The sequence below is a fragment of the Microterricola pindariensis genome (assembly GCF_002936985.1).
Taxonomy (GTDB): domain Bacteria; phylum Actinomycetota; class Actinomycetes; order Actinomycetales; family Microbacteriaceae; genus Microterricola; species Microterricola pindariensis.
This window is the reverse complement of the sequence record NZ_MPZN01000009.1, coordinates 1-18,745: the sequence shown is the minus strand read 5'-3', so window position 1 is coordinate 18,745 and position 18,745 is coordinate 1. Positions and strand designations below refer to the sequence as shown.

The window sequence follows — 18,745 nt, the reverse complement described above, 5'->3', positions numbered from 1 at the left end:
CCCCGGGCAAAAATCTGCCGGGGCGGCGAGCGGTGACGGGCGGAGCGGCTGCGTGCCTAGCCGGCCGGGGCGGGCGTCGGAGTCGGCGTTGCGGTGGAGTAGGTCTCCCCCATCGCCTGCTGCACGAATGCTGCGAACTCCTTCGGGTCGTCCAGGGAGCCGGCGTACTGCTTGCCGTTGACGAGGACGGTCGGCGTGCCCTTGACCTTGGGCAGCTCGGTGTTCGGGAGCGGGCCGGTGAGGGCGCGGTCCGTGGCATCCAGCACCCACGCCTTGAACTGCTCGTCGTCGATGCACTTGTTGATCTCGGAGGTGTTGGCGACACCGGCATCCTTGATGCGCTGCTTGAGCTCGGTGTTGTTCAACGCCGGAGTGTTCTCCTGTGGCTGGTCGATGAACATGGCCGAGTTGAAGGCGAAGAAGTCGTTCGGCGAGAAGTTCGCCACGCAGCCGGCCGCGTTCGCCGCGCGCAGCGAGTACTTGGTCCCGGCCGACTTGCTCACCAGGGTGGCGATCGGGAAGGTCTCCAGCGTCGCGGCACCGGACTCGAGCCAGCCCTGGATCTGCGGCCCGTTGGTGCGCTCGAAGTCGCCGCAGTAGGGGCACAGGTAGTCGACCCAGACGCGGATGTTGGCGACGGAGCCGGTCTCGTCGGGCTGCGACGGGATGGGCACGGCGTTGGCGGGCAGCGCCGGGGTCTCCACCGCGACGAGGCCCTCGCCGATCAGGATGCCGTCGCTGGCCATGTTCTTGGGGCCGGGGCCCTCTGGGCGCACACTGTTGACGACGATGAGCAGGATCACGGCGACGACGGCGACGATGCCGAGCACGATGCCGCCCTGCAGCATCATCTTGTTGCGCCGGTCCTTCTTCTTCTGCTGCACGCGCAGCTCACGGGCCTTTTCGCGCGCGGCTTCGCGACGCTGGTTCTTCGTGGGCCGGGGCTCGGGGGATGCGCCGAAGGTCATGTAATCAGTACTCCGAAGTGTGAAGGGCGCGCAGTTCATGCAAACGCAGTCAAAATAGTAGGTCTGTTGCCTGTGAAATGACCAGAAGCGACGCGGCGACTCGAAAATCCGACGGATTCGTCCGCGCGCCGCGCGATGCCCGTCCGCCGCCGCGCTCGTGCCATACTGGATGCGGTCGTCGCTGACCAGCAGTGGCACCATCCATCACAACGGATCGTCCGGCACGTACCTGCCGGTGAAGGAGATATTTCCATGGCATCTGTAACTTTCGACAAGGCAACGCGCGTTTACCCCGGTGGTACCCGCCCGGCCGTCGATGCCCTCGACCTGCAGGTCGCTGACGGCGAGTTCCTCGTCCTCGTCGGCCCCTCCGGCTGCGGCAAGTCCACGTCGCTCCGCATGCTCGCCGGCCTCGAAGAGGTCAACGGCGGCAACATCTTCATCGGCGACCGCAACGTCACGGACGTTCCGCCGAAGGACCGCGACATCGCCATGGTCTTCCAGAACTACGCGCTGTACCCGCACATGACCGTCGCAGAGAACATGGGCTTCGCCCTGAAGATCGCCGGCGTCAACAAGGACGAGCGCGCCGCCCGCGTGCTCGAGGCCGCCAAGCTCCTCGACCTCGAGGCCTACCTCAGCCGCAAGCCGAAGGCCCTCTCTGGTGGTCAGCGTCAGCGTGTTGCCATGGGTCGCGCCATCGTGCGTCAGCCCCAGGTCTTCCTCATGGACGAGCCGCTGTCGAACCTCGACGCCAAGCTGCGCGTGCAGACCCGCACCCAGATCGCGTCGCTGCAGCGTCGTCTCGGTGTCACCACCGTCTACGTCACGCACGACCAGACCGAGGCGCTCACCATGGGTGACCGCATCGCCGTGCTGAAGGACGGCCTGCTCCAGCAGGTCGGAACCCCGCGCGAGCTGTACGCGTCCCCGAACAACGTCTTCGTCGCCGGCTTCATCGGCAGCCCCGCCATGAACCTGTTCAACACCGACATCGCCGACGGCGGCGTCAAGTTCGGCAGCGCGCTCGTCGCCGTCGAGCGTCAGGCGCTGGACTCCGCGACCGGCTCGAGCGTCACCATCGGTGTGCGCCCCGAGGACATCATCGTCTCCACCACCCCCGGCCAGGGCCTCGAGGTTGACGTTGACCTCGTCGAGGAGCTCGGCGCCGACGGCTACCTCTACGGCCACTCCACCCTCAACGGCAAGCGCACCGACGTCGTCGCTCGCGTTGACGGCCGCTCGCACCCGAACGCCGGCGAGAAGGTCTGGCTCATGCCGGCACCCGACCACGTGCACGTGTTCGACGCCGAGTCGGGCGAGCGCCTGCTTAACAAGGCGATCGCGATCTAAGTAGTTCGCACCGCTGTCATTCGCACAGTGGCAACGGCCGGCGGGGCAACCCGCCGGCCGTTGTTGTTTGTGCGGATGCCGGTGCAGCCGGCATCCGCACCCCGTCAGCTCCCACCCCAGACGACTAGGCTCACAAATCATGAGTGGCTCCCTCAACATCACCTCGGCGATGGCCGACCCCGCCCTGCTCGACCTGCCCTGGCACCTGCCGCTGGACGCCTGGCCGAACGAGAACATCGCCTCGCTGCCCAAGGGCATCTCGCGCCACCTGGTGCGCTTCGCCCACCTCGGCGGGCACGTCGTGGCGATCAAGGAGACGACGGCCGAGATGGCCAAGGGCGAGTACGAGATGCTGCGCACGCTGCAGCGCATGGAGATCCCGTGTGTGGAGCCCATCGCCGTCATCACCAACCGCAGCGACGGCGAGGGCGAGATGCTCAAGCCGGTGCTGGTGACCCGCCACCTCAAGTTCTCGATGCCGTACCGGGCCCTGTTCTCGCAGTCGCTGCGGCCGGACACGGCGACGCGCCTCGTCGACGCCCTCGCCGTGCTGCTCGTGCGCCTGCACATCGCCGGCTTCTTCTGGGGCGACGTCTCCCTCTCCAACACGCTGTTCCGCCGCGACGCGGGCGCCTTCGCCGCCTACCTGGTGGATGCCGAGACCGGCCAGCTGTACACGGGCGGCCTCTCCAACGGCCAGCGCGAGAACGACCTGGAGATCGCCCGGGTCAACATCGCCGGCGAGCTGATGGACTTGGAAGCCGGCGGCCGCGTGGCCGACGAGCTCGACCCGATCCGCATCTCCAACGGCATCGTCGACGCCTACCGCAACCTCTGGAAGGAGCTCACCGGCTCCGAGTCGTTCCACTCCTCCGAGCGCTGGCGCATCAGCGAGCGCGTCGACCGCCTGAACAGCCTCGGCTTCGACATCGAGGAGCTCGCCATTAAGACCGACGACACGGGCGCCACCGTGCGCATCCAGCCCAAGGTGGTGGATGCCGGGCACCACCAGCGCCGCCTGCTGCGCCTGACCGGACTCGACGCCGAGGAGAACCAGGCCCGCCGCCTGCTCAACGACCTGGACTCGTACCGGGCCAGCTACGGCAAGACAGAGTTCGACGAGGACATGGTCGCCCACGAGTGGCTGATGCGCGTGTTCGAGCCCGTGGTCCGCGCCATCCCGCTCGACCTCAAGGGCAAGCTGGAGCCGGCCGAGGTGTTCCACCAGCTGCTCGAGCACCGTTGGTTCATGGCGCAGAAGCAGGGACACGACATCCCGCTGGCCGAGGCGCTCAGCTCGTACATCAACGACGTGCTGCGGCACCGACGCGACGAGGCGACGATGATCGCCCCGGACACCGGCCTCATCACGATGGCAATCGGCACGGTGCCCGACGACGAGGAAGAAACCGACTGGCGCCTCAAGGTCTAGCCCCACCGGTTCTCCCTGAGCCGAGAGTGCAGAAAATGCGCAGGAATCGCCGATTCCTGCGCATTTTCTGCACTCTCGGGCGCTGCCGGGCGCGGAACTGGCGCGGTGCTCAGCGCGCCAGTTCCGCGCGCCGCGCCGTCAGAATCGTGCGAACGCGCTCGATGAACGCGTCCAGTTCTTCGCCGAGGTCATCGGCGGTGACCCGGATCACGCGCCAGCCGGCAGCCTCGAACTTCTCGCGTCGGCGGATGTCGGCCCGGAAGCGCCGTTTGCTCTCGCGGTGTTCGTCGCCCTCGTATTCGAGGACAAGCCGCAGATTGGGCCACGCGAGGTCGGGATGCAGCAGCAGCGTGCCGTGGTCCACCAGCACCGGGAGCCCGATCACCGGTTCGGCGAAGCCGTGCGCCACCAGCGTCAGACGCAGCCGGGTCTCTTGCGGGGAATCGACGCCGCCCCGCACGTGTTCCAGCGCCCAGCGCAGTGCCGTCGCCCCACGACCGGCACTATGGCGGGATGTCGCAGCACGGAGCTGCTCGAGCGTCGCCAGCGAGCCGCTCCGGCCGCCGCCAGACTCGCGCCTGCCAGAGAGGATGAAGTCACCCGCAGCCGTGAGCTCCTCGCGGCTGAGCACTGTCGCGAGCTGACACCAGGTGCTCGCTGCATCCGTCACGGTGAAGCCACCGATCGACTCCACGCACGGTGTGTCTGTCGGCAGCCGGTGACCGACGACACCCGCACGTCGCGGTCCTTGGCCGCCCAGCGCACCCACGTGGAGCCGAGTGTCAGCACGGACGGGCAGGGGCAACGGCAAGCCGAGAAGTGCCGCCGCCGTCTGGGCGCAGAAGACATGGTTGCGGGCGAGCAGCGGTTCGTAGCTGAGGCAACGATCGAAGACGTTGTCAGCCCGAATGCCGAGGGTGCGCACACCGTGGAACGGTGCGTCGAGTTCCCGCGAACGCAGCCTCCCGGGTGTCAGCCCGTGGTGCCCGATCGCCGCCGTGCGGAAGGCCGCACCGCGCAGGTATGGCTGAAACGGCCACTGCTCCGGCATGCACACCATGCTGCCGCATTCGCCGACCAGCCATCAGAAGTTATCCACAGCACCTCGAGAGTGCAAAAATTGCGCAGGATCCGGGGATTCCTGCGCAATTCCTGCACTCTCGACGGGCGGATGCCGCGGCATCCGCCCCGCGAGCTACTTCTGGAGAGCGCGCAGGCGCGAGATCTCGTAGAGGGTGACGGATGCCGCGATGCCGGCGTTCAGCGACTCGGTCGCCGCGCTGATCGGGATCGACACGACGGCGTCGCACGTCTCGGTGACGAGGCGGGACAAGCCCTTGCCCTCGCTGCCGACGACGACGACGACCGGGCGGTCGGCGAGCTCGAGGCCGGGCAGGGAGACGTCGCCGCCGCCGTCCAGGCCGAGCACGAAGACGCCAGCCGCCTTGAACGCCTTGAGCGTCTGCGTGAGGTTCGTGGCCATGGCGACGGGCGTGCGCGCCGCGGCGCCGGCCGAGGTCTTCCAGGCGGAGGCGGTCAGGCCGACCGAGCGACGCTGCGGCACGATCACGCCCTGGCCACCGAAAGCGGCCGTCGAGCGGATGATGGCGCCGAGGTTGCGCGGGTCGGTGATGCCGTCCAGCGCGACGAAGAGCGGGGTCTCGCCGCGGGCGATGACCTGCTCCAGCAGCTCGGTCGGGTGCGCGTACTCGTACGGCGGCACCTTGAGCGCGAGGCCCTGGTGCACGCTGTCGCGGCCGGCGAGGCGGTCGAGCTCCGGGCGCATGACCTCGAGGATCGGGATGCCGTTGCTGGTGGCCAGCTTGAGGGCCTCCTTGACGCGGTCGTCCATCTCGACGCGGGTGGCCACGTAGAGCGCGCTGGCGGGGATCTTGGCGCGCAGCGCCTCGACCACCGAGTTGCGGCCGGTGACGATCTCGATCTCGTCGGCCGACTTCGGCTTGCGTCCACCGGCCGGGCGGCCGGAGACGGCGACGTTGCGCGGGGCGCCGTCGGGGCGACCGGCGTCGCGGGGGCGACCGCCATCACGGCCGCCGTCGCGGGGTCCCGCAACACGGCGCTTGCCGCCGCTGGCCGCCTCGTAGCGCTCGTTGGCCGCCTTGCGCTTGCCGGCGGGGTGGTACGGACGGTCTTCGGCCTTGGGGGTGGGCTTCTTGCCCTCCAGCGCCTGACGGCCCTGGCCGCCGGAGCCTACCTGTGGGCCGCGGGCACCCTTTCGGACGGCGCCGGCGCGGGGCTTTCCAGCTGTGTTCTTCATGATTCCAGACTCCAATGTGCACCCGTCTGGGTGTCTTCGAGGGTGATTCCCGCCGCCGTCAGTTCGGCGCGGATGCGGTCTGCTGCCGCATAGTCTTTGTTGTCGCGCGCGGTGGCGCGATCGTCGATCAGCCGGGTGACGAGCGCATCGAGGGCGGCGCGGGCCGCGGTGTCCTCGTTCGACGCCCACTCCGGCGAGAGCGGGTTGATGCCGAGCACCTCGGTCATCGCGACGACCTCGGCCCGGGCGGATGCCGCGGTCTGCAGGTCTTCGGCGTCGAGCGCTGCGTTGCCGGCCCGCACGGTCTCGTGCAGCACGGCGAGGGCCTGCGGAACCGCCAGGTCGTCGTCGAGTGCGCTGGCGAAGGCATCCGGAACCTGCGCCAGGCCGCTGCCGGCGAAACGGGTGCCGGCCAGGCGCCGGTCGACCCGGGAGAGGAAGCTTTCGATGCGCTCGAGCGCCGCCTCCGCCTCGGGCAGCGAACCGGCCGAGTAGTCGATGGTGGAGCGGTAGTGCGCCGCCGCCAGGTAGTAGCGCAGCACGAGCGGCCGCGCCTGCTCGAACAGCTCGGCCGCGTAGACCGAGTTGCCGAGCGACTTGGACATCTTCTGGCCGCCGGTGTTGACCAGGCCGTTGTGCACCCAGTAGCCGGCGAAGGCGTGGCCGGCCGCACGCGACTGGGCCAGCTCGTTCTCGTGGTGCGGGAAGCGCAGGTCGAGGCCGCCGCCGTGGATGTCGAACTGGGTGCCGAGGTAGCGCTCGGCCATGGCCGAGCACTCGATGTGCCAGCCGGGGCGGCCGGGCCCCCACGGGCTGTCCCAGCTGGCCGAGGCGGGCTCGCCCGCCTTCTGCCCCTTCCAGAGGGCGAAGTCGCGCGGGTCGCGCTTGCCGCGGGGGTCGGCGTCGGCCGCCGCCTCCATGTTGTCGCGGTTCTGCCGGGTGAGGGCGCCGTATTCGGGCCAGCTGGCGGTGTCGAAGTACACGTCGTGGCTGGCATCCGCCGCCGGGTAGGCGTGCCCGCGCTCGATCAGCGAGGCGATGATCGCCTGCATCTGCATGATGCTGGCGGTCGCCCGCGGCTCATAGGTGGGCGGCAGGATGCCGAGGCGGTTGTACCCGGCGGTGAACTCGAGTTCGATCCGGTAGGCCAGGGCCCACCACGGCTCGTGCGCGCTCGCATTGGCGAGCACCTTGTCGTCGATGTCGGTGACGTTGCGCACGAAGGTGACGGCGTGGCCGCGGTAGTTCAGCCAGCGGCGCAGCAGGTCGTAGACGAGCGCGCTGCGCAGGTGGCCGATGTGCGGGCTGGACTGCACCGTGGGTCCACAGACGTACATGCTGACCTGCCCCGGTGTGAGGGGGATGAAGTCGCGCAGGGCCTGGGCCTGGGAGTCGTAAAGTCGCACTGTCACCCGACGAGTCTACCGGCGCGGGGCTGTACCCTACCTCAGCGCCCGGCTCGGGCCCGCCGCCGCTCAGGCGGGCAGCAGCAGCGCCGTCGCGATGGCGGCGACGCCCTCGCCCCGGCCGGTGAAGCCGAGGCCGTCGGTGGTGGTGGCGGCGATGCTGACGGGGGCGCCGAGGATGCCGCTGAGCAGCGTCTCCGCCTCCGCCCGGCGCGGCGCGAGCTTCGGCCGGTTGCCGAGCAGCTGCACGGAGACGTTGCCGATGCCGAAGCCGGCCCGCTCGACGAGACGCTTCGTCTCACGGAGGAACACCTCGCCGTGCGCGCCGGCCAGCCGCGGGTCGTCGGTGCCGAAGATGCCGCCGATGTCGCCGAGGCCGGCGGCGGCCAGCAGCGCGTCACAGACGGCGTGCACGGCAACGTCGCCGTCGCTGTGGCCGGAGAGCCCGCGCTGGCCCGGCCAGAGCAGGCCGGCGATCCACAGCTCGGGCGCGGCATCCGCCGCATCGTCGCCCTCCGGGGAGAAGGCGTGCACGTCGACGCCGGTGCCGACCCGCGGGGCGGATGCCGCCGATGGCATGTGCGCGCCGGATGCCGTCTCGGCGAGCAGCCGCTCGGCCCGGGCCAGGTCCCACGGGGTCGTGATCTTGAAGGCGCGCTCGTCGCCGGCGACCGTGCCGACGGTGTGGCCGAAGGACGCCAGCAGCGCGGCGTCGTCGGTGAAGTCGGCGGCCGGATCGGCGTAGGCCTCGTCGAGCTCGGCGCGCACGAAGCCCTGCGGCGTCTGCACCGCGGCCAGCTCGGAGCGGTCCACCGTCTCCTGAACGGCCCCGGCCGCGTCGACCCGCTTGATGGTGTCGACCACGGGCAGCGCCGGGATCACCGCGGCCCCGGTCCGGCGCACGGCGGCGATCACGGCGGCGAACAGGGCGGTCGGGGTCAGCGCGCGGGCCGCGTCGTGCACGAGCACGGTGCCGACGCCGGGCGCGACCGCCGCGAGGCCGGCCGCCACCGACTGCTGCCGGGTCGCTCCCCCGGCCACGACGCTGGTGTATCCGAGCGCGGGGCCGGCGGATGCCGCGACGATCGCGCGGGCCTGCTCCAGCTCAGCCGCCGGCGCCACCACGATCAGGTGCACGGGCTCGGCCAGCGCGAGGATGCCGTCGAGGGCATGTGAGAGCATCGGCCGCCCGGCCAGCGGGGCGAAGGCCTTCGGCTCCGGCCGGCCGAGCCGGCTGCCGCTGCCGGCGGCCACCACGATCACCGCCGCCTGGACCGACTCCGCCGCGCTGTGCTCGCCCGAAATGTTCATGCTCCGAGGCTATCGCGGGCGCCGCCCAGCCGACGCCTGCGACAATGAGAGGCGTGTAACTGAGCGCCTTTGCGGATGTGTGTCTGCGCACCCTGATGCTGCTCGGGTCGCGCCAGGGCGAGCAGCTCACCACTCGGGAGATCGCCGAGCAGATCGGCGTGCCGTACAACCACGTCGCCAAGGCCGTGCTGGAACTGCGCAACCGCCGGGCGATCGATGTGGCCAGGGGGCGGCACGGCGGCTCGCAGATCACCGCCACGGGGCTGCAGCTGAGCGTCGGCACCCTGCTGCGCGAGCTCGACGTGCGCGATGACGTCGTGGACTGCGTCTCCGAGGCGGGCGTCGCCTGCCCGCTGCTCGCGCAGTGCCGCCTGCGCTCCGCCCTCCGGCGCGCGCGCGAGGCGTTCTACGCCGAGCTGGACCAGCTCCGCGTCGAGGATCTCGGCGGGCCGGCGGCCTCCACGCTGCTGCCGTTCCCCGTGCTGCGCTGAGCCCGGCGGGTCGATTTGCGCCCGAGTTCTACACGGCGTAGAACTTAAGCGTCAATCTTGCATATTCTCCTGCGCTCGCAGGCCATCGACGCCGGCATCCCGGCGACACACATCCACTACGAGGTGTTCGGCCCCGACCTCTGGCTCGCCGCCTAGGCCGCCCCGGGCGGGATGCACGAAAGCCCCGGCCATGGGGCCGGGGCTTTCGGATGATGCGGGTGGCGCGAGGGCGGCCTAGGAGGCCAGAACCTCGTCGAGCACGGTGGAGGCCTTCTCCTCGTCGGTCTTCTCTGCGAGCGCGAGCTCGGAGATCAGGATCTGACGGGCCTTGGCCAGCATGCGCTTCTCGCCAGCGGAGAGTCCGCGGTCCTGGTCACGGCGCCACAGGTCGCGGACGACCTCGGACACCTTGATGACATCGCCGGACGCCAGCTTCTCCAGGTTCGCCTTGTAACGACGCGACCAGTTGGTGGGCTCCTCGGTGAACGGCGCGCGCAGCACCTCGAACACCTTGTCGAGCCCCTCACGGCCGATGACGTCGCGAACGCCGACGAGATCGACGTTCTCGGCGGGGACCTCAATGGTCAAGTCACCCTGGGTGACGTTGAGCTTGAGGTAGAGCTTCTCTTCACCCTTGATGACACGGGTCTTGATTTCGATGATCGTTGCAGCACCGTGGTGCGGGTAAACGACGGTTTCGCCAACCTCAAAAAGCATGAATTGATATCCCTTCAGCAACCTCTATGATACCACAGCCGCAATAGTGGTAAGGTTCGCCTTGCTTCCGCGCCGGTCCCGCAGCGATAGGCTAAACTCTGGAGCGATATTTCGCACGCGTTCCCCCGCTCACCAGCCGTTCGGCCGGTGAGGGAGCGCAATTTTTTTGGAGGTCTTGTGAAGGCGCGTATTGCGGCATCCGTTCTCTTGGCTGCCGGCCTTCTGGTCGGCACCGCTGGTTGCAACCTGGTGGCCCCGCAGGCCACGACCAAGCACTATGACGCGAGCGATGGCGTGAGCGCCAACCTCGACGGTGTCGATGTGCGCAACGCGCTCGTGATCACCGAGGACGGCGAGCTGGGCAACCTGGTCGTGACCTTCGTGAACACCACCGCCGAGAGCGCCAAGGTCACCGTGCAGTACGAGTCTGACGGCAGCAAGGAGACCGAGACGGTCACCCTCGAGCCGTCCTCGAGCACCCCCTTCGGACTGCCCGACGGCGAGCAGATCACCCTGGTCGACATGGGCACGCAGCCCGGCGCACTGCTGCCGGTCTACTTCCAGTCGGGTCAGAGCGAGGGCAAGCAGCTGCTCGTGCCCGTGCTCGACGCCTCGCTGCCGGAGTACGCCGACCTGGTGCCGACCGCACCGAGCAAGTAACACTCAGCCAGCACCACACGAAGAGGCGCACCCGCGGGTGCGCCTCTTCTGCGTTGTCCGGGCGGATGCCGCCGGCTCAGGCCTCGAAGCGGTAGCCGAGCCCGCGCACCGTCAGCAGCATCGCCGGCTCCGACGGCACCGCCTCGATCCGCGAGCGGATCCGCTTGATGTGCACGTCGAGGGTCTTGGTGTCGCCGAAGTAGTCGGTTCCCCAGATCCGGTCGATCAGCTGGCCGCGGGTGAGCACCCGGCCGGCGTTGCGCATGAGGTACTCGAGCAGCTCGAATTCCTTCAGCGGCATGGGCGTGAGCTCGCCGTTCACGCTCACCGTGTGGCGCTCCACGTCCATCCGCACGCTGCCGGCCTCGATGACGCTGTCGTCCGGGGCATCCGCCTCGACGTGGCGGCGCAGCACGGCGCGCACGCGGGCCAGCAGCTCCCTGGTCGAGTACGGCTTGGTCATGTAGTCGTCGGCGCCGAGCTCAAGCCCCACGACGATGTCGACCTCGGAGTCCTTCGCGGTGAGCATGATGATCGGAACGCTGGAACGCTGCCGGATCTCGCGGCAGACCTCGGTGCCCGGGATGCCCGGCAGCATGAGGTCGAGCAGCAGCAGGTCGGCGCCGGCCCGGTCGAATTCCCGGAGCGCGCTCGGGCCGTCGGCGGCCACCGTCACCTCGTACCCCTCGCGCTCGAGCAGGAAGCTGAGCGGCTCGCTGAGGGCCGGCTCGTCTTCGATCAGCAGAATTCGTGTCACGCGGTGTCTCCCAGTGGTTCGGTGGCTGGTGCCGCCTTCGCATCGGGAAGGCGGATGGTGAAAGAGGAGCCGAGGCCGGGCTGCGACCAGACCCGGATGTCGCCGCCGTGGTTCTGCACGGCGTGCTTGACGATGGCGAGGCCCAGGCCGGTGCCGCCGGTGTTGCGGGCGCGGGCCTGGTCGACGCGGAAGAAGCGCTCGAAGACGCGGTCCTGGTCTTCCTCCGGGATGCCGACGCCCTGGTCGGTCACGACGATCTCGACGGTGCCGGCACCGGTCTTGACGCCGACGCCGACCCGGGAGCCGGGCGGCGAGTAGTTCACGGCGTTGGCGACCAGGTTGTTCACGGCAGTGACCAGCAGCGACTCGTCGCCGAGCACCTGCGCGCCGGAGCGTTTGCCGAGCGCGATCTCGATGTCGTTGCCCTCGGCGATGACCCGGTTCTGCTCGACGGCGGTCGCGACCACGGCGTCGATGTCGACGGGGTGCGCCTCGGCGACGGCATCCTGCGACTGCAACCGGGAGAGCTCGATGATCTCCTGGGTGAGCCGGGCCAGCCGGGTGGACTCACTGCTCAAGCGGTTCGCGAAGCGCCGCACCTGCGCCGGTTCGTCGGCGGCCGCGTCCAGCGCCTCCGCCAGGAGCCCGACCGACGCGATCGGCGTCTTCAGCTCGTGGCTGACGTTGGCCACGAAGTCGCGGCGCACGTCGTCGAGTCGGTGCGACTCGGTGCGGTCGTCGGCCAACAGCAGCACGAAGCGGGTGCCGAGCCGGGCCACGCGCACGCTGAGGTACATGCTGGCGTCGCCGAACGGCCCGCGCTTCAGCACCAGCTCGCGGCTGATCGGCTCCCCGGTGCGGCGCACCTCGTCCGCGAGGGCCAGCAGCTCCGGGTGCACGAGGGTGCCGTTCCAGACCAGGCCCATCGCGTGGGCGCCCGGCGAGGCCTTCATCACGTTGTGCGAGGGGTCGAGCACCACGCCGGCCGATTCCAGCGCTTCGAGCACTTGGTCGATGCCGTCGGGGATGCGTGGGCTGACGACGCCGGCCGCCGAGGTGCCGCGGCGTTCGGCGACGTGCAGCAAGGTGACAAAGCCCGCGCCGACGGCTAGGCCGAGTGCCAGGGCGAGCAGCACCAACCAGGTGGAGTCCATGCCCACTAGAGTAGTGAACCCACCAGGTGGCCACCCCCCGTTCCACTGCAGAACGCCGCTCCTTTGCCGAGTGTTCAGCGGTGCGGCACCGTTTGTTCACCTAACGGGGGCATCATCGAGCAGGGGGCCACTCGGGTCTTCGGATGCCGTGGTCGCCCGTCGGCAGGAAGGATCAGATTAGCCGTGCGTGAAGTGTTTCAGCAGGAGCTCCGCGAGGTGCAGGATCGGCTCGTCGAGCTCAGCGGGCTCGTCGCCGTCTCCATCGACAAGGCCACCCGCGCCTTCAACGATTCAGACGTCACCCTCGCCGAGGAGGTGATCGCCGACGACGACAAGATCGACGGCCTCACCGTCGCCCTCGACGAGCTCGCCATCATGATTTTGGCCCGGCAGCAGCCCGTCGCCCGCGACCTCCGCATCGTCGTCAGCGCCCTGCGCATCAGCGCCTCGCTGGAGCGGATGGGTGATATGTCGACGCACATCGCCCAGCTGGCCCGCTACCGCTTCCCGGACAAGGTGGTGCCCAAGTCGCTGCGCGGAACCTTCGCCGAGATGGGCCGCCTCGACGTGGAGATCGCGCAGAAGCTCACCGAGCTGCTCCGCAGCCAGGACGTGCAGCTGGCCGAGACCATCCGCAACGACGACGACGAGATCGACGCGCTGCACCTCAAGGTGTTCGACAAGGTGCTGGGCGAGACGTGGAAGGGGCAGGCAGCCGACACCGTCGACGCCACCCTGGCCAGCCGCTACCACGAGCGCTTCGCCGACCACGCGGTGTCCATCGCCAAGAAGGTGCTCTACCTGGCCACTGGCGACTGGGACCCGGACGCCCCGAGCGCCTAAGCCCTGAACGAACGAGACTCCGGATGCCGTGGCATCCGGAGTCTCGTTCGTTAACCCTGCGTGGCTACTTCTTGCCCTGGGCGGCGACCGCGGCGGCGCCGGCGGCGGCGGCCTCGGGGTCGAGGTACTCGCCCGGGCCGAGCGGCATGAGGTCTTCGCCGAGCTTGTAGACCAGCGGGATGCCGGTGGGGATGTTCAGCTCGGCGATGTCGTCGTCGCTGATGCCGTCGAGGTGCTTGACCAGGGCGCGCAGCGAGTTGCCGTGCGCGGTGACGAGCACGGTCTTGCCGGCGCGCAGGTCGACGGTGATGTCGCTCTCCCAGTACGGCAGCATGCGCTCGATGACGTCCTTGAGGCACTCCGTGCGCGGCATCTGCTCGTCGCTGAGGTTCGCGTAGCGGGGGTCGCCCACCTGCGAGTACTCGGCGTCGTCGGCCAGAACGGGCGGCGGCACGTCGAAGCTGCGGCGCCACAGCTGGAACTGCTCTGGACCGTACTTCTCCAGCGTCTCGGCCTTGTCCAGGCCCTGCAGCGCGCCGTAGTGGCGCTCGTTCAGGCGCCAGCTGCGGCGCACGTCGATCCAGGCGCGGTCGGCCTTGTCGAGGGCGATGTTCGCGGTCTGGATGGCGCGGGTGAGCACCGAGGTGTGCAGCACGTCCGGCAGCAGGCCGGACTCGGCCAGCAGCTCGCCGGCGCGGGCCGCCTCGGCCTCGCCCTGCTCGCTCAGCCGGACGTCGACCCAGCCGGTGAAGAGGTTGGCCTGGTTCCAGGTGCTGTTGCCGTGGCGCAGCAGGATGAGTGTGTAAGGCGCAGTCATGCATTCCACTCTAGCGATCCAGCCCCGTGGTAATACTGAACAAGGCTCAGGTGGCAGAATTGTACGAATGCCGGTTGGAACAATCACACGTGGAACGACGAACACAAACCGGCTCCGCCGCATCGACCGTTGGACTCAGACCCTCCCGATCCTGCGCAGCAGCGCCGACCCCCTCGTGGTCGACCTCGGCTACGGGGCGAGCGCCGTGACCAGCCTGGAGCTGCACCAGCGCCTGGCGAAGACGCGCTCCGATGTCGAGGTGCTCGGCCTCGAGATCGACCCGGAGCGGGTGCGCGGGGCGAACGCGCAGCTGGAAGCTGTGCGGGCCGGGCTGACCGGTTTCGCCCCGAATGCCGCGGTGCGCTTCGCCCTGGGCGGCTTCGAGGCTCCGCTGCCGGACGGGCGCCGGGCCGCCGTCATCCGGGCCCTCAACGTGCTGCGCCAGTACGACGAGCACGAGGTGCTGCCCGCCTGGCGGATGCTGGCACCCCGGCTGCAGCCGGGCGGGGTGCTGATCGACGGCACCTGCGACGAGATCGGCCGGATCGCGGCCTGGGTCGCGGTCGGGCCCTCCGGCCCGGCGACGTTCTCGATCGCGCTGCGGCTGGACGAGCTGGAGCGGCCGTCGGTCGTGGCCGAGCGGCTGCCCAAGGTGCTGATCCACCGCAACGTCGAGGGCGAGGGGGTGCACGCACTGCTCGGCCTGCTCGACCGGCACTGGCAGTACAACGCGGCGCTGGCCGCCTACGGCCCGGTGCAGCGCTGGCAGGCGACCGTGGAGGGCGTGCGCGCCGCCGGCTGGCCGGTGCAGGGTCGCCGCAGCCGCTGGCGGCTCGGCGAGCTGACCGTGCCGTGGGCCTCGGTCGCCCCGAACGGCTTCCGCTGGGGGTAGCGGCCGCCGCCGAGCTCCCGCAGAGGGCTAGACGCCGCGGGCGCCGAGGCGCGGCAGCCGCGGGATGTTGGCGGCCGCCCCGGCATCCGTCGGCACGATGGCCTGCTGGGCCGCGGCGACCTTCTCGCCGTGTGCGTGCACCTCGAGCGGGATGTCGGTCGGCACGGCGCGCTTGACCACGGCGAGCGCGATCGGGCCCAGCTCGTGGTGGAGCGCCGCGCTCGTGATCTGGCCGACGGTCTTCCACTCGGCCTCGGTCTCCGGCCGCACCTTCTCGGCCAGCACCTCGTCGCCGTGCACCGGGAGGATCGTGTCCGAGCCGTCCAGGTGCAGCATCACGAGGCGCCGCGGCGGGTGGCCGAGGTTGTGCACCTTGGCGACCGTCTCCTGCCCGCGGTAGCAGCCCTTGCTCAGGTGCACCGCGCTGCGCAGCCAGTCCAGCTCGTGCGGGATCGTCCGATCGTCGCCGTCCAGGGCCAGCCGCGGCCGCCAGGCTGCGATGCGCAGCGCCTCGAGGGCGAGGGTGCCGGCCGCGGCGGGCTCGCCGGCTGCAACCCGCTCGGCGAGCGCGCCGAGCGCGGAGCGCGGCACGAGCAGCTCGTGCCAGTGCCAGGCGGATGCCGGGTGCTCGTCGGCGGCGGCGTACTGCCAGCCGCCGGGCGCGACGGTCGTCCACGGGTCGGTCCAGGCCAGCGGCACGCCGTTGGGCGCGGCCACCGGCAGCGCCAGGGCGGCGAGCGCCGCGGCATCCGGGGCCATCGACCCGATCGTGGCGTAGTTCTCTGTCTCGTCGGCGACCTCGACGCGCAGCATGAACCGCATGCGCTCCAGCCAGGCCTTCAGGCCGGGCAGCTCGGCCGCCTCGAGCAGCAGCCAGGTGGTGACGCCGTCGTCGATCACGCGCGCGTCGTACTCGACCCGGCCGTTGCTGTCGAGCACGAGGGTCTCGCTGGACTCCCCCGGGGCCAGCCGGTCGAGCGCCTGCGAGGTCATCGAGTTGAGCCAGCTGAGCCGGTCGGGGCCGGTGACGCTCAGCACGCCGCGGTGCGAGAGGTCGACGATCGCGGTGCCGGCCAGCAACTGGCGCTGCTCGACCATCGGGTTGCCGTAGTGGGCGGCGACGCCTGCGTCGAGGCCGTCGGCGGGCACGGCGGCGGGCAGGCCGAGGAACGGGGAGCTGGTCATGGTGTCAGTCAACCTTCGCGAGGCGGCCGGAGGCGTGCGTGCGCAGCGTCTGGCCGAGCGCTGCGATGTCCCAGGCCCAGAGCAGGTGGTTGTCGACGAGGCCGTAGAGCCGGGTCGCCGCGGCGTAGTGCTTGGCCGTCTCGGTGCGCACGACGGCATCCGTCGCCAGGTCGATGCGCGGGCCGAGCACCTGGCCGAGGTAGAGCTCGCTCACGCCGTTGGGGTGCACCAGCGAGACCTCGATGTCGAAGCCGCCGGCGGCGTTGCGCAGCGTCTCGACCGACTCGGCGTCGGGGTAGCGCGGGGCGGCCGTGCCGGGCAGCAGGCCGGGGCCGGCATCGGCGTCGCCGAGCGGCCGGGAGAGCCGCCAATAGCCGGTCTCGGTGACGAGGGGCGTCGGTTCGCCGCCCTCCTCCTCCGGCAGCAGCCAGCTGTACGAGTGGTAACTCAGGTACGGCAGGCCGTCGTGGGCGAAGCTCACGCGCTGGCCGAACTCGCGGGTGACCTTCGTCGGCTCCGCCGTTGCCGGGGAGCCGGCCGGAGGGTCGATCGAGTAGTCGAGCACGCCGGAGCCCTCCCAGACGCCCAGCAGCCAGGACAGCGGTACGAGCTCGGCGGGCAGGCCCAGCGGGATCTCAATCATGCGGTGTTACCGCTGGCCCCGCCACAGCTTGTAGACGACGACGCCGGAGATCCACACAATGGCCAGACTGGCGAGGCCGAGCAGGCCGATGAAGAGCAGTTCAAGAGCAAGGGGTGACATGCCTCGATTCTACCCATGCCGCCGGCGTTCACCGCAGCGGCATGCCCGAGTGCGCGGCCCTAGCGGTGCAGCAGCTGGATTCCGTTGGCGGATGCCGCGAACGCGAACACCACGGTGGCGAGCGCGAGGATCACGGCGCTGCCGACGAGGCTCGCGGTCACCCGGCTGACGAAGCCCTCCTTGCGGCCAGTGGCCAGCTGCACGGCGAGGGCGCAGATGGTGCTGACGGCCAGCGTGAGGCTGACGCCGCCGAGGGCGAGCTCCGGCGGGGCGACGACGCCGGTGAGGATCGCGCCGACGAGCGCCACCAGCCAGATCGGGGCGATGCTCTGCCAGGTACGGCGCACACCCCTCTGCCCTTCCCACTCCGGGTCGGTGGGGATCTGCTGCTGAGCGGCTGCCATGCCCCTATTCTGCCTCGTGCCGCCGCGCCCCGCGAACACCCCGTGCCGCGGATGCCGCAGGCTGCGGTCTCTGCTGAGTCACTCGGGGCTTCGGGCACAGCGCCAACGCCCTCCTCGTGAAATGCGCGCGGATCGAGTGCGCGAGCAGGATATGCTGAGCGCCACGATAAAGCTGGAGGATGCGCGTGGCGCAGTTGTTGATCCTGACGTCGGCAGTGAACAATGATGTACTTCCCGCGCTCGCCCTGCTCTCTCACCGCGTGCGCACGCTGCCCCCGCAACTGGACCAGCTGCTCGCAGCGCCCGAGGCCGATCTGATCCTGATCGATGCCCGGGTCAACCTCGTGCAGGCGAAGAGCCTCTGCTCGATGCTGCGCACCGCCGGCCTCTCGGTTCCGGTCGTGCTCGTGCTCACCGAGGGCGGCCTCGCCGCGGTCAGCCCGGACTGGGGCATCGACGACGTCGTGCTCGAGACGGCCGGGCCGGCCGAGATCGACGCGCGCATCCGGCTGGCATCCGCCCGGTCGCTGCCGGTCACCCCGCCGACGATCAAGACCTCCGGCGTCGTCATCGACGAGGCCAGCTACTCGGCGAAGATGCGCGGCAAGACACTCGACCTCACCTACAAGGAATTCGAGCTGCTGCGCTTCCTGGCCGGCAACCCCAGCCGGGTGTTCACCCGTGAGCAGCTGCTCAGCGAGGTGTGGGGCTACGACTACTTCGGCGGCACCCGCACCGTCGACGTGCACGTGCGGCGGCTGCGCGCCAAGCTCGGCGATCTCGAGACGGTCATCGGCACGGTGCGCAACGTCGGCTACCGCTTCAACGAGAGCGACGAGGACGAGCGCACGCCCTAGGCTGCGTCATCCCGCATTTACCTTCACGCCACCGCGCACGCGGCGCGGGGTGCCATGATGTTGGGATGGATGTCGACAACCTGCTGGACTCCGGCCTCGGCCGTGACTTCGACGACGACTTTGAGCCCTTCGACACGGCCGGCGATGCCGACCTGCCCGAGGAGCGCTTCCTCGACCGCGAGCTGAGCTGGCTGGCCTTCAACCAGCGGGTGCTCGAACTTGCAGAGGACCCGGCGACGCCGGTGCTGGAGCGCACCAACTTCCTCGCCATCTTCGCCAGCAACCTCGACGAGTTCTTCATGGTGCGGGTGGCCGGCTTGAAGCGCCGCATCCTCACCGGGCTCGCCCTGCCGAGCAACATCGGCCGCGCCCCGCACGACGTGCTCGACGACATCTCGCGGCGCGCCCACGAGCTGCAGGAACGCCACGCCGCCGTCTACCAAAGCCTGGTCAGCCC

19 protein-coding genes and 1 pseudogene are annotated in these 18,745 nt (G+C 70.0%); 8 read left to right on the top strand and 12 right to left on the bottom strand.

From position 1 onward, the window contains the following. Positions 1–56 precede the first annotated feature (56 nt). On the bottom strand, positions 57–968 hold the full coding sequence (locus tag GY24_RS04380) for a DsbA family protein (protein ID WP_083364875.1): 912 nt from the start codon (positions 966–968) through the stop codon (positions 57–59). A 252-nt stretch (positions 969–1,220) separates the two neighbouring features. On the opposite strand from GY24_RS04380, the gene GY24_RS04375 reads away from it, so the two are divergent. Continuing rightward, the gene (locus GY24_RS04375; protein ID WP_083364876.1) at positions 1,221–2,321 is read left to right on the top strand and encodes an ABC transporter ATP-binding protein; all 1,101 of its coding nucleotides are present in this window, start codon (positions 1,221–1,223) and stop codon (positions 2,319–2,321) included. Between the two features lie 139 nt (positions 2,322–2,460). Next, entirely contained in the window at positions 2,461–3,753 is a 1,293-nt protein-coding gene (locus GY24_RS04370) for a DUF4032 domain-containing protein (RefSeq protein WP_104474536.1), read from the top strand. 109 nt (positions 3,754–3,862) lie between these two features. Here the strand turns inward: GY24_RS04370 and GY24_RS17365 are convergent, their stop codons facing one another. The 4 genes from GY24_RS17365 to ispD all read right to left on the bottom strand — a co-directional run bounded on the left by GY24_RS17365 (position 3,863) and on the right by ispD (position 8,748). Further along, positions 3,863–4,804, bottom strand: coding sequence for a DUF559 domain-containing protein (locus tag GY24_RS17365; RefSeq protein ID WP_161498682.1), 942 nt, complete (start codon positions 4,802–4,804; stop codon positions 3,863–3,865). A 144-nt stretch (positions 4,805–4,948) separates the two neighbouring features. Further along, complete coding sequence (gene rlmB, locus GY24_RS04360; RefSeq protein ID WP_104474534.1) at positions 4,949–6,031, bottom strand: 23S rRNA (guanosine(2251)-2'-O)-methyltransferase RlmB; 1,083 nt, start codon at positions 6,029–6,031, stop codon at positions 4,949–4,951. Beyond that, complete coding sequence (gene cysS, locus GY24_RS04355) at positions 6,028–7,443, bottom strand: cysteine--tRNA ligase (protein WP_104474533.1); 1,416 nt, start codon at positions 7,441–7,443, stop codon at positions 6,028–6,030. Before cysS ends, rlmB begins: the two co-directional genes overlap by 4 nt. A gap of 63 nt (positions 7,444–7,506) precedes the next feature. Next, positions 7,507–8,748: a 2-C-methyl-D-erythritol 4-phosphate cytidylyltransferase gene (gene ispD, locus GY24_RS04350; RefSeq protein WP_104474532.1), complete on the bottom strand. Its 1,242-nt coding sequence runs from the start codon at positions 8,746–8,748 to the stop codon at positions 7,507–7,509. Positions 8,749–8,807: 59 nt separating this feature from the next. Here ispD and GY24_RS04345 point away from each other — a divergent pair, with 59 nt between their 5' ends. Continuing rightward, on the top strand, positions 8,808–9,239 hold the full coding sequence (locus GY24_RS04345; protein ID WP_267892603.1) for an RrF2 family transcriptional regulator: 432 nt from the start codon (positions 8,808–8,810) through the stop codon (positions 9,237–9,239). Positions 9,240–9,473: 234 nt separating this feature from the next. Here the strand turns inward: GY24_RS04345 and GY24_RS04340 are convergent, their stop codons facing one another. Beyond that, a complete protein-coding gene (locus GY24_RS04340) occupies positions 9,474–9,956 on the bottom strand; it encodes a CarD family transcriptional regulator (RefSeq protein ID WP_083364884.1) in 483 nt (160 codons plus the stop codon). A 177-nt stretch (positions 9,957–10,133) separates the two neighbouring features. Between GY24_RS04340 and GY24_RS04335 the strand changes: the two genes are divergently transcribed. Continuing rightward, positions 10,134–10,616: a hypothetical protein gene (locus GY24_RS04335; RefSeq protein ID WP_104474531.1), complete on the top strand. Its 483-nt coding sequence runs from the start codon at positions 10,134–10,136 to the stop codon at positions 10,614–10,616. 76 nt (positions 10,617–10,692) lie between these two features. Here GY24_RS04335 and GY24_RS04330 read toward each other — a convergent pair whose 3' ends face one another. Together GY24_RS04330 and GY24_RS04325 are read right to left on the bottom strand one after the other, a co-directional pair. Continuing rightward, positions 10,693–11,373 carry a response regulator transcription factor gene (locus GY24_RS04330; protein WP_083364886.1) on the bottom strand — a complete coding sequence of 227 codons (681 nt, stop codon included), beginning with the start codon at positions 11,371–11,373 and terminating at the stop codon, positions 10,693–10,695. Then, positions 11,370–12,527, bottom strand: a complete 1,158-nt coding sequence (locus GY24_RS04325; protein ID WP_083365525.1) for a sensor histidine kinase — start codon at positions 12,525–12,527, stop codon at positions 11,370–11,372. The genes GY24_RS04330 and GY24_RS04325 overlap by 4 nt, the downstream gene beginning before the upstream one ends. Before the next feature lie 183 nt (positions 12,528–12,710). Here GY24_RS04325 and phoU point away from each other — a divergent pair, with 183 nt between their 5' ends. Next, a complete protein-coding gene (phoU, locus tag GY24_RS04320; RefSeq protein ID WP_104474530.1) occupies positions 12,711–13,370 on the top strand; it encodes a phosphate signaling complex protein PhoU in 660 nt (219 codons plus the stop codon). 64 nt (positions 13,371–13,434) lie between these two features. Here the strand turns inward: phoU and GY24_RS04315 are convergent, their stop codons facing one another. Continuing rightward, the gene (locus GY24_RS04315; RefSeq protein ID WP_083364888.1) at positions 13,435–14,187 is read right to left on the bottom strand and encodes a phosphoglyceromutase; all 753 of its coding nucleotides are present in this window, start codon (positions 14,185–14,187) and stop codon (positions 13,435–13,437) included. 67 nt (positions 14,188–14,254) lie between these two features. Here GY24_RS04315 and GY24_RS04310 point away from each other — a divergent pair, with 67 nt between their 5' ends. Then, entirely contained in the window at positions 14,255–15,079 is an 825-nt protein-coding gene (locus GY24_RS04310; RefSeq protein ID WP_104474529.1) for an SAM-dependent methyltransferase, read from the top strand. Positions 15,080–15,106: 27 nt separating this feature from the next. Here the strand turns inward: GY24_RS04310 and ygfZ are convergent, their stop codons facing one another. The 3 genes from ygfZ to GY24_RS04295 all read right to left on the bottom strand — a co-directional run bounded on the left by ygfZ (position 15,107) and on the right by GY24_RS04295 (position 17,431). Then, positions 15,107–16,264: a CAF17-like 4Fe-4S cluster assembly/insertion protein YgfZ gene (ygfZ, locus tag GY24_RS04305; RefSeq protein WP_104474528.1), complete on the bottom strand. Its 1,158-nt coding sequence runs from the start codon at positions 16,262–16,264 to the stop codon at positions 15,107–15,109. A 4-nt stretch (positions 16,265–16,268) separates the two neighbouring features. Beyond that, a complete protein-coding gene (locus tag GY24_RS04300; protein ID WP_104474527.1) occupies positions 16,269–16,907 on the bottom strand; it encodes an FABP family protein in 639 nt (212 codons plus the stop codon). Between the two features lie 179 nt (positions 16,908–17,086). Continuing rightward, positions 17,087–17,431 (bottom strand): hypothetical protein, encoded by a 345-nt coding sequence (locus GY24_RS04295; protein ID WP_104474526.1) that lies wholly within the window; start codon positions 17,429–17,431, stop codon positions 17,087–17,089. Between the two features lie 185 nt (positions 17,432–17,616). Between GY24_RS04295 and GY24_RS04290 the strand changes: the two genes are divergently transcribed. Together GY24_RS04290 and GY24_RS04285 are read left to right on the top strand one after the other, a co-directional pair. Then, positions 17,617–18,288: a winged helix-turn-helix transcriptional regulator gene (locus GY24_RS04290; protein ID WP_104474580.1), complete on the top strand. Its 672-nt coding sequence runs from the start codon at positions 17,617–17,619 to the stop codon at positions 18,286–18,288. A gap of 65 nt (positions 18,289–18,353) precedes the next feature. After that, positions 18,354–18,745: pseudogene (locus tag GY24_RS04285) on the top strand (RNA degradosome polyphosphate kinase); the annotation flags it as partial.

Coding starts and splice junctions, on each gene's coding strand:
- GY24_RS04380 (WP_083364875.1), bottom strand. CDS start 968: ATGACCTTCGGCGCATCCCCCGAGCCCCGGCCCACGAAGAACCAGCGT.
- GY24_RS04375 (WP_083364876.1), top strand. CDS start 1,221: ATGGCATCTGTAACTTTCGACAAGGCAACGCGCGTTTACCCCGGTGGT.
- GY24_RS04370 (WP_104474536.1), top strand. CDS start 2,461: ATGAGTGGCTCCCTCAACATCACCTCGGCGATGGCCGACCCCGCCCTG.
- GY24_RS17365 (WP_161498682.1), bottom strand. CDS start 4,804: ATGCCGGAGCAGTGGCCGTTTCAGCCATACCTGCGCGGTGCGGCCTTC.
- rlmB (WP_104474534.1), bottom strand. CDS start 6,031: ATGAAGAACACAGCTGGAAAGCCCCGCGCCGGCGCCGTCCGAAAGGGT.
- ispD (WP_104474532.1), bottom strand. CDS start 8,748: ATGAACATTTCGGGCGAGCACAGCGCGGCGGAGTCGGTCCAGGCGGCG.
- GY24_RS04340 (WP_083364884.1), bottom strand. CDS start 9,956: ATGCTTTTTGAGGTTGGCGAAACCGTCGTTTACCCGCACCACGGTGCT.
- GY24_RS04325 (WP_083365525.1), bottom strand. CDS start 12,527: ATGGACTCCACCTGGTTGGTGCTGCTCGCCCTGGCACTCGGCCTAGCC.
- GY24_RS04315 (WP_083364888.1), bottom strand. CDS start 14,187: ATGACTGCGCCTTACACACTCATCCTGCTGCGCCACGGCAACAGCACC.
- GY24_RS04310 (WP_104474529.1), top strand. CDS start 14,255: ATGCCGGTTGGAACAATCACACGTGGAACGACGAACACAAACCGGCTC.
- ygfZ (WP_104474528.1), bottom strand. CDS start 16,264: ATGACCAGCTCCCCGTTCCTCGGCCTGCCCGCCGCCGTGCCCGCCGAC.
- GY24_RS04300 (WP_104474527.1), bottom strand. CDS start 16,907: ATGATTGAGATCCCGCTGGGCCTGCCCGCCGAGCTCGTACCGCTGTCC.
- GY24_RS04295 (WP_104474526.1), bottom strand. CDS start 17,431: ATGGCAGCCGCTCAGCAGCAGATCCCCACCGACCCGGAGTGGGAAGGG.